Here is a 13,165-nt window from a genome sequence, read left to right on the forward strand (position 1 = left end):
GGCTCCACCCGATCGTGCCCTTACCGTTGAGTCGTGCTGGAACCCACTGGACCGCTGCCTCCGGAGATCTACTGGCGTCGTCGCGTTTTCGCGATCGCCGCGTTGGTGGTCGCGCTCGCGCTGGTGATCTGGTTGGCTCTGCTGGTCTCGCGCGGCGGATCATCGGGCGATTCGAAGGGCGCGGCCGCCTCGTCGTCGACGACGGCCAAGGCCGCCGATGCGAGCAAGGCGGGCGAGCCCGCCAACAAATCCGCCGACGCCCCCTCCGGAAAACCCTCCGCCAGCGGCGATTCGAGCACGCCCAAGCCCTCCGGCAGCAGCGCGTCCGCCACCGCGAGTTCGGCGCCGCCCGCACAGTGCCCCGACCAATCGCTCGCGGTGAAGGTGTCGGTCGAGCAGCCCACCTACAAGGTGGGTGAACAGCCGGTGTTCGTCATCGTCATCACCAATATCTCGTCGGTGACCTGCTCCCGCGATATGGGTTCGGGCCTGCAGCAGGTTTCGGTGCAGACCCTCGACGGCGCGCGCAGGCTGTGGTCGAGCACCGACTGCTATCCGGACGGTCAAGCGGATGTGCGCACGCTGAACCGCGGCGAGCAGGCGGCGTTCACCGTCACCTGGTCCGGCTCCACCTCGCAGCCCAATTGTGCGGGTGAGCGCGTCCCGGTGCCGCCGGGTGCGTATGCCGTTGTCGCGCAACTGGGTTCGGTGCGCAGCTCGGCGGAGCCGTTCAATATCGCCTAGAAATCGGGGTCTTCGAGCAGTTCGCGGAAATTGTCCTCGACCTGTTCGCGGCGGTTCCTGCGCATCTTGTGTGCCGAGAACTCGTCGATCGGGCCCTCGACCGCCAGGCTCGGATCGTCCGGATCCACCTCGTCGACGAAACCCTCGGGAAGCTTCGGCGGGCGCGGGTTCAGGATTTCCTTCGTGCGCAGTGTCTCGTGCTGTTGGCGAATTCGCTTGGCCAGCAGGCTGCCCGGTTGCGGCGGCTCGGGGTCCCTGCCCTTCTTGCCGAGCCCGGCCATGCGCAGCGCCGCCTGCACATCGCCGACCTCGTGCACCTTCATCGATATGCCCTTGCGCTCACAGCCCGGCGGCACCAAAGCCGTTGTGAAACCCAGCCTTTCGGCCTCCGCCAGGCGGCGCGAAATTCCGGTCACCCGGCGTACCTCACCCGCGAGCCCGACCTCGCCGAGCACCACCCAGCCTGCGGGCAGTGCCCGCTCGCGCGCCGCACTTGCCACGGCGAGCGCGACGGCGAGGTCCGCGGCGGGTTCGGTGAGCCGCATGCCGCCGACCGTCGCCGCGTACACATCGTGCTTGCCGAGAAATACCCGGCAACGGCTCTGCAGCACCGCCAGCACCATGGCGACCCGGTTGTAGTCGAGTCCGCTCACCGCGCGGCGCGGCGAGGGTATCTCGGTGTGCACCGTCAACCCCTGTACCTCGGCCACCAGCGGTCGTTTACCGTCCATCGCGACCGTGACCGCGGTGCCGGGCACCGATTCGGTGCGGTGATGCAGGAACAGCCCCGACGGATCGGCGACGCCCTGGATGCCGTCGTCGTGCAGTTCGAAACAGCCGACCTCATCGGCGCTGCCGAAGCGGTTCTTGATGCCGCGCACCATGCGCAGCGTCGAATTCTTGTCGCCCTCGAACTGCAGCACCACGTCCACCAGGTGTTCCAGTGTGCGCGGGCCCGCGATGGCACCGTCCTTGGTGACGTGCCCGACCAGCAGCACGGCGATCCCACTCGCCTTGGCCAGCGCGGTGAGCGCGGCCGTCACCGCGCGCACCTGGGTGACACCGCCGATCACGCCGTCGACCTCCGGGGCCAGCATGGTCTGCACCGAATCGACGACCAGCAGCGTCGGCCGCACCTGCTCGACATGGCCGAGCACGATCGACAGATCGGATTCCGCTGCGAGATAGACCCTTTCGTGCACCGCGCCGGTCCGGTCGGCGCGCAGCCGCACCTGCCCGGCCGACTCCTCCGCCGTCACGTAGAGCGAGATCTCCTCGCGCTGTTTCGCCCAGCGGTGGGCCACCTCCAGCAGCAGCGTCGATTTTCCGACACCCGGCTCGCCGGACAGCAACACCACCGATCCGGGCACGACGCCGCCGCCGAGCACCCGGTCGAGTTCCTCGACACCGGTCGCCCTCGCCTTGGTGACCTGCGAATCGATCCGCGAGATCGGTGCGGCGGCGGTACTCGGCAGCATCGCCTTACGGCCGCCGGTACCGGCGACCGCCGTGGCCGAGACGGCGACCTCCTCCACGGTGCCCCACGCCCCGCAGTCGGGGCACTTGCCCACCCATTTGGCCACCTCGTGCCGACAGGCGGAGCAGCGAAAGATCTGCTTGGTCTTAGCCACAGGCGCACCTTACGCACGGATACCGACAGTTTCGGTGCGGTGGTGCAAAAGAAAACGGCTGCCGCATGTGCGACAGCCGTTTCGGAGTTCGGGTCAGTGTCCGCTCTTGTGTTCGCCGGTCTCGGCGGCGGCCTTGTCCGACGTGTCGCCCTGGCGGGCGGACAGCGGGCCCGCGTCGACCGGGACCTGGACGTTGACGGTGCCGTTCTGCTTGAAGTTGAACGTCACCTGGTAGGTGAGACCCGGGGTGATATCCCTGGTCAGCCCGGTGATCTCGATCAGCGCCGGGTTCGCGGCCGGGTCGTCGGCGGGCTTTTCCGACGCGGCCGAATGCGGGGTGGTGCTCGGGGCGGCCGGAGTGGTCGCGGGGGCGGTGTGCGCCATCGCCTTGTTCGCGGCCACGAGGGTGTGCTGCGGTCCGATCTCGACGCCGGACTTACCGGCGGGCGGGGTCAGCTTCACCTCGCCGAGGTCGGTTTTGACGCTGATCAGTTCGTCGCCGACGGATTCGCTGTTGTTGACGATGGACAGCGCGATGAGCGCCTTGCCGCCCTTGACGTTGGTGTAGTCGGGGCCGGACGGGTACACGATGTGCACGTTGCGCAGGGCGATCTTGCCGATGTTGGCGGTGTTGCCGTTGATCGCGGAAACCTGATCGGCGGTCTGTGAGATCTGGCCCGCACCACAGCCGGACAGTGCGAGAGCGGCGCCGGCGGCGAGCGCGGCAACCGGCACCATGCGACGCCACTTCGACGTCCGCGCCCCCGAAGAGGCGGTCACAGCATTCAGGGCAGTCACGGGTTGTCCTCCATGTCGACCGGGCTCACTCCACTTGGGAGGGTAATAACTAGGGAGCGTAGTAGTTCACCGAACGACCCGAGCGTCGGGGGAGTGGTATATGGCCATATTCGTCGCTCGGCGCGGCGAACGGCGTCGAGGGGGCACGACACCGCCGCGCGCTGTGCATCCATTCCATAACGGTTCGGCGGACCGGTGCGGGGTTGCGGGGACGCTGCTGGTCGGGTCGCCGATCGGTGTGTCGCGGTGGGCGTTCGGCTAACCCGTTCTGGCACAACGGAATGCACACCGTACGTCTTCTGTCAACCCCCTCGGTGCCCTCGTTGTGGCCCTGACCTGCACAGTTGATCGCGCCGTTACCGAGTCGCATGTTAAACTGTGAACATCGAAAGGGGCACGGGACACATGATTTTTAAGGTCGGAGACACCGTCGTTTACCCCCACCACGGAGCGGCGCTGATCGAAGCAATCGAGACTCGCACCATCAAGGGTGAGCAAAAAGAGTATCTGGTCCTTAAGGTCGCTCAAGGTGACCTGACTGTTCGCGTTCCCGCGGAGAACGCCGAATATGTCGGCGTGCGCGACGTCGTCGGCCAGGAGGGTCTCGATCGAGTCTTCCAGGTGCTGCGGGCGCCGCACACCGAAGAACCGACTAACTGGTCTCGCCGCTACAAGGCCAACCTCGAGAAGCTCGCCTCCGGCGATGTGAACAAGGTTGCCGAGGTCGTTCGCGATCTGTGGCGCCGCGAACAGGATCGCGGCCTGTCCGCGGGCGAGAAGCGGATGCTCGCCAAGGCCCGTCAGATCCTCGTCGGTGAACTCGCGCTCGCCGAGGGCACCGACGACGGCAAGGCCGAGACCCTGCTCGACGAGGTTCTCGCAGCGGCCTCCTGACCGTGAACGGTTCTGACAGCGACGATCTCGTCGTTGCACTGGTACCTGCCGCCGGCCGCGGCGTTCGCCTGGGTGGAGCCGCACCCAAAGCGTTCGTCGCCGTCGGCGGCACGCCTATGGTCCGGCTGGCCGTCGACGGGCTGATCGCCTCCGGCGCGGTCGACCGGATCATCGTGATGGTTCCCCCCGAATTCGTATCGAGTGCGGTTGCCCTGCTGCCCGAGACGAATTCGGTAGACGTGGTGGTCGGCGGGGCCGAGCGCACCGATTCGGTGCGCGCCGGTATCGCCGCCGCGCCCGAAGCCGCGTACTTCCTGGTCCACGATGCCGCCCGCGCCCTGACGCCGCCCGACCTCATCGCCAGGGTGGCGGCCGAATTGCGTGCGGGTCGTCCGGCCGTCGTGCCCGCGCTGCCGGTGGTCGACACCATCAAATCGGTCGACGAGTTCGGCGCGGTGACCGGCACCCCGGATCGTTCCGGGCTGCGCGCCATTCAGACCCCGCAGGGCTTCGCGGCCGAGCTGCTGCGTTCCGCGTACGCGACCGATACCAACGCCACCGATGACGCGGGACTGGTCGAGCGGCTCGGCGCCCGGGTGCACACCATCCCCGGCGACCCGATGGCTTTCAAGATCACCACGCCGCTCGACCTCCGGCTCGCGCACGCGCTGCTCGACGAGCGAACGGCGGGCCTGGCATGACCGAGTCAGGGCCCCTCGGGCATGCCGAGAAGGACACCGCATGACCGCGGCGGATATGCGGGTCGGCATCGGCAGCGACGTGCACCCGATCGAATCCGGCCGTCCCTGCTGGATGGCCGGGCTGCTGTTCGACGGTGACGACGGCTGCGCGGGCCACTCCGACGGCGATGTCGCCGCGCACGCGCTGTGCGACGCGCTTCTGTCGGCCGCCGGACTCGGCGATGTCGGCGCGGTATTCGGCACCGGACGGCCGGAGTGGGCGGGCGTCTCCGGCGCCGCGATGCTCAAAGAGGTGCGAAGGCTGCTGGAGGAGGCGGGCTTCGGCATCGTCAATGCCGCGGTGCAGGTCATCGGCAATCGGCCGAAGATAGGGCCGCGTCGAGCCGAGGCGCAGCAGGTGTTGGGCGAACTGCTCGGCGCGCCCGTCTCGGTTTCCGGAACGACCACCGACGGACTCGGGCTGACCGGTCGCGGGGAGGGCGTCGCCGCCGTCGCCACCGCGCTGCTGCACTCCTGTCGCTGAACATCTGTCGCCCGGCATTCCCGCCGGTCGCGGCCCACCCGGACTATTCAGCCGATCAGTTGACGAACATTCCCACCAGCTAGGATGAACCCCCGTGACTCTGCGCCTGTTTGACACCGACACGCGGACCTTGCGCGATTTCGCGCCGCTGGTCCCCGGCCGTGCATCGGTGTATCTGTGTGGCGCAACGGTTCAGGGGGAACCGCATATCGGTCATGTGCGCAGCGGGGTCGCCTTCGACGTATTGCGCCGGTGGCTGCTCGTGCACGACTACGACGTGTGGTTCATCCGCAATGTCACCGATATCGAGGACAAGGTCCTGTCCAAGTCGGCCGAGGCGGGCCGGCCGTGGTGGGAGTGGGCGGCCACCTATGAGCGCGCCTTCGACAACGCGTACGACACGCTCGGTGTGTTGCCACCGTCGGTGGAACCCCGCGCGACCGGCCACATCACCCAGATGATCGATTTGATGCAACGGCTCATCGAGCGCGGGCACGCATACGCCTCCGAGGGCAATGTCTATTTCGACGTGCTCAGCTATCCGGATTACGGCAAGCTTTCCGGCTTCAAGATCGATGACGTCGCCCAGGGCGAGAGCGAGGGCAAAGGTAAGCGCGATCCGCGCGACTTCACCCTCTGGAAGGCCGCCAAGCCCGGCGAGCCCACCTGGCCCTCGCCGTGGGGTCCCGGCCGCCCCGGCTGGCATCTGGAATGCTCCGCGATGGCCGAGTTCTATCTCGGCGCGGAATTCGACATCCATTGCGGCGGAATGGATTTGGTATTCCCGCACCATGAGAACGAGATCGCCCAGTCCAAGGCGGCCGGTGACGGGTTCGCCCGGTACTGGCTGCACAACGGCTGGGTGACGCTGGGCGGGGAGAAGATGTCCAAATCGCTCGGCAATGTGCTCTCGGTGCCGAATGTGCTCAAACGTGTTCGGGCCGTTGAACTCCGGTACTACCTGGGCAGTGCGCACTACCGCTCGATGCTGGAGTACTCGGACAAGGCGCTGCACGACGCGGCGCAGTCCTATCAGCGGATCGAGGCCTTCGTGCATCGCGTGCACGAGCGCGCGGGCGACGTCCCGGTCGGTAAATGGACCGACGCGTTCGCCGAACATCTCGACAACGATCTGGCAATCCCCAAGGCGCTCGCGGAAATTCACAACCTGGTGACCGAGGGCAACAAGGCGCTCGACGCGGGCGCCGCCGAAAGCGCCCGCGGTATCGCCGGACAGGTGCGGGCCATGCTCGGCATCCTCGGCGTGGACCCGCTGGACCCGCATTGGCATCAGCCACAAGACAATTCGGCCGCGCTCGAGGCACTCGACGTGCTGGTCCGCGCCGAACTCGACCGCCGTCAGCAGGCCCGCGCCGAAAAGGATTGGGCCAGTGCGGATGCGGCGCGCGACCGGCTGCAGGCCGCCGGCATCGAGGTGACCGATACGCCGAACGGCCCCGAGTGGTCGCTGGGCACCCCACCCGGAAAGGCGAACTGATGGCAGGCAATTCACAGCGACGCGGCGCGGTCCGCAAGGGCAACTCGAAGAAGGGCGCGGTCGTCGGCTCCGGCGGCAAGCGCAGGCGCGGGCTGGAGGGCCGGGGCGCGACCCCGCCCGCCGAGATGCGCACCAAACATCCCGCCGCCAAGCGCGCCGCCGCGAAAGCCAAAGCGGCACAGGGGCGTCCGACGGGCAAGGCGGCGCCGCGCGCGGCGGGTCGCCGGTCCGACGACGGCCCGGAGATCGTGCTCGGCCGCAATCCGGTGGTCGAATGCCTGCGCGCCGGTGTGCCCGCGACGGCGCTGTACGTCGCGGTCGGCACCGAGAACGACGACCGGCTCACCGAGAGCGTCAAGATCGCCGCCGACACCGGGATCTCGATTCTGGAGGTGCCGCGCACCGATCTGGATCGGTTGAGCAACAACGGATTACATCAGGGCCTCGCGCTGCAGGTGCCGCCGTACCGGTACGCCCACCCCGACGATCTGCTGGACCGGGTGCGCGGTACGCAGGAGCCCGCGCTGCTCGTCGCGCTGGACAATATCTCCGATCCGCGCAATCTCGGCGCGGTGATCCGTTCGGTGGCCGCGTTCGGTGGTCAGGGTGTGGTGATTCCGCAGCGGCGCAGCGCCAGCGTCACGGCCGTCGCCTGGCGCACCAGCGCGGGCGCCGCGGCTCGGCTGCCCGTCGCGCGGGCCACGAATCTGACTCGCACGCTCAAGGATTGGGCCGCCAACGGTATCCAGGTGATCGGGTTGGACGCGGGCGGTGACACCACCCTCGACGAATTCGACGGCACGGGGCCGACCGTGATCGTCGTCGGCTCGGAGGGCAAGGGCCTGTCCCGGTTGGTGCGAGAGAACTGCGACCAGATCCTCGGCATCCCGATGGCGGGTCCGGTCGAATCGCTAAACGCCTCCGTCGCCGCCGGTGTGGTGCTCGCCGAAATCGCCCGCCAGCGCCGGGTCTGAGCTACGCACCAAATCAGCTACCGCCCCGTAGAATTCGGCTGGTGGCGATACCCAACCAGATACCCGGCCAGCCGATCGAGCATCCGCACGCGATGCTCGTGCTGTTCCTCGGTATAGGCGGCATCCTGTGCTGCGGGGTACTGGGGCCGGTGGCCTGGGCGATGGGTAAGCGCTCGCTGGATCAGATCGAGGAATCGGGCGGCGCGTACGGTGGCCGGGCGCAGGTGCTGGTCGGGTACATCCTCGGGATCATCACCACGGTTTTCATGATCATCCTGGCGCTGGTGTTCTTGCTGATGCTGATCGGCGGCAACGCCTGAGCGCACTCCTCAGTCGAGGCTGGGCCGGTCCTCGGACCTGGTATCCCAGGCCGGCCACTCCTCGTTGACGCTGCCGGACCAGTTGGGCTGGCGGCGGTCGCGGAACGCCGCCATCGCCTCGCCGCCGTCGATGCTCTTGGCGGCGTGCTGGTTCAGATCGCTTTCCAACTGCCCCACCATATTCGGGGTCATCCCGAGACCCTCCCAGAGCAGTCGCTTGGACAGCGCAACCGGCAGCGGCGCCGAACCGCTCGCCAGATCGTGCGCGACGGCCAGCGCGGTCGGCAGCACCTCACCGGCGGCCAGACAGCCGTTCGCCAGGCCGAGCGCCTTGGCCTCCTCGCCGTCGAAGGTGCGGCCGGTGAGCATGATGTCGGCGGCATTGGCCATGCCGACCAGCCGCGGCAGCGTCCAGTGCGCGTATCCGTCGGCGAGCACGCCGCGCCGAACCTGGTTGAGCCCGTACACCGCATCGCGCGCCATGTATCGCAGATCGCACTGGAGTGCCAGCGCCAGCCCGATGCCGACGGCATGCCCATTGACGGCGGCGATCACCGGTTTGCGCACCCGCCACGGCGGCGGGTCGATGGTCGCGCTCACCTCGCCGACCCGGTTCGACAGGTCGGCCCCCGCACAGAACGCCGGGGCGGTGCCGGTGATGACGACGGCGCGCACCGCGTCCTCGGCGTCGCAACGCTGTAGCGCGGCACTCAACTCGGCCGCCATCGCCGGGGTGACGGCATTCTGCTGGGCGGGCCGATTGAGCGTGAGCACGGCGATGCCCGCTGAGACATCGACGAGCAATTCCGAACTCATGCCACGGATGTTAGGCCCACCCGTCACCCGACCACCACCCCCCATCGAATCGCTGCGCGCTGCTGGGCCTCATGCGGCGGCGTTCACCATGTCCGGGATTCAACGCAGAATTCGGCGACCGATCGCGTATTTGTGCACCTCGGTCGGACCGTCGTAGAGCCGGAACGCGCGCATATCGCGGAAGATCATCTCCACCACGGTCTCATCGCTGATGCCAATGCCGCCGAGCACCTGCACGCAGCGGTCGGTCACCTTGAACAGCTCCTCGGAGACGAAGGCCTTCGCGACCGAGCTTTCATGCCTTGCCTTCTCGCCCTGATCCATCAGCCAGCAGGCGTGCCAGATGGTGAGGCGGCACTGGTGCAGTGCGATCTCGTTGTCCGCCAACATGAATGACACACCCTGGTGCTCGCCGATCGGCTTGCCGAATGCGGTGCGGGTCTGCGCGTGCCGAACCGCGATGTGCTGTGCGCGCTCGGCGGCGCCGAGCCAGCGCATGCAGTGGGTGAGCCGTGCGGGGGCCAGGCGCAGCTGGGCGTAGCGCAATGCCTGCCCCGGCTCGCCGAGCAGTGCCGACTTCGGCAGCACCAGGTTGTCGAAGCGGACGACGCCGTGGCCCCCGACGTAGTTGCGGTCCATCGTGTTCATGGTGCGTTCGATGACGATGCCGGGTTGGCCGCCGTCGGTGAGGAAAAGGGTCGGCCCCGCGGGCAGGTGCGGATTATCCGCGAGGCGGGCCATGATGATCCAGGTCTTCGCGCCGTTCGCGCCGGTGATCAACCATTTGCGGCCGTTGACGGTGAAGTTCTCGCCGTCGAAGGTCGCGGTGCTGGCCAACTGGTCCGGATCCGAGCCCGCGCCATCGGGTTCGGTCATCGCGAAAACCGAGCGCTGGTGTCCGTCGATCACCGGCATCAGGTAGCGCTCGATCTGCTCCGGATTCGCGACCTTGGACAGCAGGTACATATTGCCCTCGTCGGGCGCGGCGCAGTTCATCGCGACCGGGCCGAGGGTCGACCAACCCGCGGCCTCGTACAGCACCGCCTGCTCGACATGGGTGAGCCCGCGTCCGCCCAGCTCGACCGGCGCCTGGATGGTGAGCAGTTTCTCGGCGCGGGCCAGTTCGACCAGTTCCTGCCGCAGTTCGTCGGTGGGCCCGTGCGTGGTCAATCGCGGATCGCGCTCGTAGGGAACGATCTTGTCGATGACGAACCGGCGCACGCGATCGCGTTCGGCGGCGAGGTCGGCGGGAATCGAGAAGTCGATCATCGTTGGTCACCTTCGTAGTCGGGCGCGTGGCCCGAGCATACGGAACGTAGCCGAACCTAGTGAAGGCACCCGCCCTCAGTGCCTGGTGACGCCAATTACCTGCGCGTTCAAAGCTAGCTGGGAGGCTGTCGCACCCCCGTCTTCGAACCAAACACTTGCTGTATCGAATGTTTGGTTCGAAGACGGGGTGCGGGAGTTGGATGACCTATGCGGGAACCGAGGCCCGGGCGCGCTGTCGTCGCCGAGGGCCGACCGCCCGGCAGACGAGATAGATGCCGAAGGAGATGGCGGTGACGAAGGTGGAGACCGGAACACCCGGTGCCAGGGAGAGCAGAATTCCGCCCACCGCGGCGGTTTCCGCGAACAGCACCGCGAGCACCGTCGCACGCACCGGATTCGCGGTGAGCTGGGCGGCGGATGCGGCCGGGGTGATCAGCAACGCCAACACCAGTAGCGCGCCGACGATTTGGACGCCGAAGGCCGCGGTGATGCCCAGCATGACCGCGAAGATCACCGAAAGCGCGCGCACCGGAACCCCGCGTGCCAGTGCGACTTCCGGATCGGAGCTGGCGAAAAGCAGTGGGCGGTAGACGATCGCGAGCACCGCGAGCACCGCGACGGTGCAGCCGATCAGCAGGGTGAGGCCGCCGTTGCCGACGTTCACCACCTGACCGGTGAGCAGCGTGAATTTCGAACCGGCCCGCTCCGGACTCAGCCACAGGAAAAGCACCGACAGCCCGAGCCCGAAGGAGAGCACCACGGCGATCACCGAATCACGTTCCCGCGCACGGGTTCCCAGCACGCCGAAGAGTACGGCCGCGACCACCGATCCGGCGATCGCGCCGAAGCCGACGCCGATACCGGCCAGCAATGCCGCGGCGGCGCCGGTGAGCGAGAGCTCGCTGGTGCCGTGCACCGCGAACGACATCTGCCTGCTGATGATCAACGGCCCGATCGCCCCGGAGAGCAGGCCGAGCAGCGCGGCGGCCAGCACGGCCTGCTGCACGAAATCGTGCGAGAGCAGATGTGCGGTGGTGTGGAAGTCGAGCATTTTCGACAGGACTCCGGACAGCTTGTCGATCACGAGCGCACCTCTTCGCGCGGCACAGTGCGATTCGCGTCGTCGGTGCCGAGTTCATCTGTCGCTGCCGACAATTCGGCCGGGACCAGCAGGCATTCGTCATCGTTCGCGCACGAGTCGGTCCGGCCGTGATGTCCGCCGAGCGCGTCCATCGTGTCCCCGGTGCCGACGACGACGAGCCGTCCGCGCACCCGTAGCACGTCGACCTGAGTGCGGTAGAGCTCGGAGAGCACCTCGGAGGTCATCACCTCGTCCGGCGTGCCGATCCGGAAGGCTCCGTCCACCAGGTACAGCACCCGATCGACAAGGGGCAGAATGGGATTGATCTCGTGGGTGACGAAGAGCACCGCGGTGTCGTGCGTGCGCCTTCGCCTATCGATCAGCTCGGCGACCAGACGCTGATTCGCCAGGTCCAGGCTCAGCAGCGGTTCGTCGCACAGCAATACCTTGGGATCGCCGACCAGCGCCTGTGCGACGCGTAGGCGCTGCTGCTCGCCGCCGGACATGGATTCCAGTGGGGCATAAGCGAATTTCTCCGCGCCGACGGCCGCGACCGCCGCCGCGATCTTGCGCTGCCGCTCCTTGCGCCGCCGCAGCCCCAACCCCCAGCGGTGTCCGTCGACGCCGAGGCCGACCAGATCCACCCCGCGCAGCTGCACGCCGGCATCGATCGTCTTCTGTTGCGGCACATAGCCGATATCCGGATTGCCGACCCGCGCGGGCAGGCCGTGGATCCGCGCGGTGCCCGAGCTCAGCCGGTGCTGCCCGAGCAGCACCTTCAGCAGTGAGGTCTTACCGGTGCCGTTCGGGCCGAGGACGGCGATGAATTCACCGGGCGCGACGTCGAGATCCAGTCCCTGCCAAAGGGTTCGGTCGCCGAATGACAGCCGGGCGGCATCGAGCCGGACCGCGGGCTCGTCGAAGGGTCTGCTCACGTTCTCCTCAGCTCAGTGCGGTGGCGAGCGCCTGCGCGTTCTTGATCTGCCATTGAACGTAATCCGTGCCGCTCGGCAGGGTTTCGGTCACCTCCACCACCGGGACGCCTGCGGACCGCGCGATATCGCGCAGCCCCTCGGTGGTCTTGTCCTCGGTCTGCACGTTGTAGATCAGGGCGCGAACCTGCTTGCCGGTCAACAGCTCCCGGACCGCGGCGACCGCGGCGGGCGCCGGATCGGTCTCCTGTTCGATCGCGTTCTGGAATTCGCGCGGGGTCCGGTCCTCGGCCGCGGCGGTGCGCAGCAGGTAGTGCGCGATCGGTTCGGTTTGCAGCACCGGGGTTTTCGGATGGTCGGCGGCGATCTTGCCCGCGATCGCGGTGATCGCGCCGAGGCGGGCGCGGAAGGCGGCGGCCCGGTCGGCGTATGCCGCGGCGTTGGCGGTGTCGATCTCGCCGAGCGCGGCGGCGATTCGGTCGGCGACCGCGCCGACGGTGGTCACGTCGTACCAGACGTGCTCGTTCTGGTCGGCTCGGTCGGTGCGCGATTCGAAGGCCTGCACGGTCTTCTTGTTTCGGCCGCCGATGGCCTTCGCGGCGAATTCGTCGTAGCCGCCGCCGTTGTAGACGACCAGGCTCGCGTCGGCGAACTTCGCCGAATCGGTCGCGGTGGTCTCATAGGAGTGCGGGTCGATATTCGGATCGCCGATGATCGCGGACACCGTCGCGTCGGGTCCGGCGATCTGCGCCGCGATATCGCCCCAGACATTGGTGGACGCGACGATCGTCGGTTTACCGGAATGCTCGGTGTCGCTGCCGCATGCGGTGAGTGCGATGGCGGTGGCCAAACCCGCGACGACGCCGGCGATTCGGATGGCTGATCGTGACTTCAAGCGGGGCACTCCTGATGACGCGGCAGAGCATAATGGAAACCGTTTCCGTTTCACTTTAGCAGCAGCCCACAACCGCGCAAAAAGCCGGG

General features: G+C 67.7%; 13 protein-coding genes and 1 pseudogene. 7 read left to right on the plus strand and 7 right to left on the minus strand.

The genetic code is table 11. The features are described from left to right. Window positions 1-33 precede the first annotated feature (33 nt). On the plus strand, window positions 34-744 hold the full coding sequence (locus tag F5544_RS02475; RefSeq protein ID WP_167471656.1) for a hypothetical protein: 711 nt from the start codon (window positions 34-36) through the stop codon (window positions 742-744). A gap of 260 nt (window positions 745-1,004) precedes the next feature. Here the strand turns inward: F5544_RS02475 and radA are convergent. Both radA and F5544_RS02485 read right to left on the minus strand, forming a co-directional pair. Further along, window positions 1,005-2,375: pseudogene (gene radA, locus F5544_RS02480) on the minus strand (DNA repair protein RadA); the annotation flags it as partial. A 93-nt stretch (window positions 2,376-2,468) separates the two neighbouring features. Further along, the gene (locus tag F5544_RS02485) at window positions 2,469-3,113 is read right to left on the minus strand and encodes a hypothetical protein (protein WP_167471657.1); all 645 of its coding nucleotides are present in this window, start codon (window positions 3,111-3,113) and stop codon (window positions 2,469-2,471) included. Window positions 3,114-3,578: 465 nt separating this feature from the next. On the opposite strand from F5544_RS02485, the gene carD reads away from it, so the two are divergent. From carD to F5544_RS02515, 6 genes are all read left to right on the plus strand, one after another. Beyond that, window positions 3,579-4,067: an RNA polymerase-binding transcription factor CarD gene (gene carD / locus F5544_RS02490; protein WP_011206964.1), complete on the plus strand. Its 489-nt coding sequence runs from the start codon at window positions 3,579-3,581 to the stop codon at window positions 4,065-4,067. Window positions 4,068-4,069: 2 nt separating this feature from the next. Next, window positions 4,070-4,768 carry a 2-C-methyl-D-erythritol 4-phosphate cytidylyltransferase gene (ispD, locus tag F5544_RS02495; RefSeq protein WP_167471658.1) on the plus strand — a complete coding sequence of 233 codons (699 nt, stop codon included), beginning with the start codon at window positions 4,070-4,072 and terminating at the stop codon, window positions 4,766-4,768. Window positions 4,769-4,823: 55 nt separating this feature from the next. Continuing rightward, on the plus strand, window positions 4,824-5,291 hold the full coding sequence (gene ispF, locus F5544_RS02500) for a 2-C-methyl-D-erythritol 2,4-cyclodiphosphate synthase (protein ID WP_167478939.1): 468 nt from the start codon (window positions 4,824-4,826) through the stop codon (window positions 5,289-5,291). A gap of 94 nt (window positions 5,292-5,385) precedes the next feature. Then, complete coding sequence (cysS, locus tag F5544_RS02505) at window positions 5,386-6,789, plus strand: cysteine--tRNA ligase (RefSeq protein WP_167471659.1); 1,404 nt, start codon at window positions 5,386-5,388, stop codon at window positions 6,787-6,789. Beyond that, a complete protein-coding gene (rlmB, locus tag F5544_RS02510) occupies window positions 6,789-7,763 on the plus strand; it encodes a 23S rRNA (guanosine(2251)-2'-O)-methyltransferase RlmB (RefSeq protein WP_167471660.1) in 975 nt (324 codons plus the stop codon). The genes cysS and rlmB overlap by 1 nt, the downstream gene beginning before the upstream one ends. Before the next feature lie 41 nt (window positions 7,764-7,804). Beyond that, complete coding sequence (locus F5544_RS02515) at window positions 7,805-8,083, plus strand: DUF4190 domain-containing protein (RefSeq protein WP_167471661.1); 279 nt, start codon at window positions 7,805-7,807, stop codon at window positions 8,081-8,083. A gap of 9 nt (window positions 8,084-8,092) precedes the next feature. Here the strand turns inward: F5544_RS02515 and F5544_RS02520 are convergent, their stop codons facing one another. The 5 genes from F5544_RS02520 to F5544_RS02540 all read right to left on the minus strand — a co-directional run bounded on the left by F5544_RS02520 (window position 8,093) and on the right by F5544_RS02540 (window position 13,076). Beyond that, entirely contained in the window at window positions 8,093-8,899 is an 807-nt protein-coding gene (locus F5544_RS02520; RefSeq protein WP_167471662.1) for an enoyl-CoA hydratase/isomerase family protein, read from the minus strand. Window positions 8,900-8,998: 99 nt separating this feature from the next. Continuing rightward, window positions 8,999-10,168: an acyl-CoA dehydrogenase family protein gene (locus F5544_RS02525; RefSeq protein ID WP_167471663.1), complete on the minus strand. Its 1,170-nt coding sequence runs from the start codon at window positions 10,166-10,168 to the stop codon at window positions 8,999-9,001. A 205-nt stretch (window positions 10,169-10,373) separates the two neighbouring features. Continuing rightward, window positions 10,374-11,219, minus strand: a complete 846-nt coding sequence (locus F5544_RS02530) for a metal ABC transporter permease (protein ID WP_167478940.1) — start codon at window positions 11,217-11,219, stop codon at window positions 10,374-10,376. Window positions 11,220-11,248: 29 nt separating this feature from the next. Then, window positions 11,249-12,184 (minus strand): metal ABC transporter ATP-binding protein, encoded by a 936-nt coding sequence (locus F5544_RS02535; protein ID WP_167471664.1) that lies wholly within the window; start codon window positions 12,182-12,184, stop codon window positions 11,249-11,251. A gap of 7 nt (window positions 12,185-12,191) precedes the next feature. After that, on the minus strand, window positions 12,192-13,076 hold the full coding sequence (locus F5544_RS02540; protein ID WP_167471665.1) for a metal ABC transporter solute-binding protein, Zn/Mn family: 885 nt from the start codon (window positions 13,074-13,076) through the stop codon (window positions 12,192-12,194). Between the last annotated feature and the right edge of the window lie 89 nt (window positions 13,077-13,165).

Source organism: Nocardia arthritidis, assembly GCF_011801145.1.
Taxonomy (GTDB): Bacteria; Actinomycetota; Actinomycetes; order Mycobacteriales; family Mycobacteriaceae; genus Nocardia; species Nocardia arthritidis_A.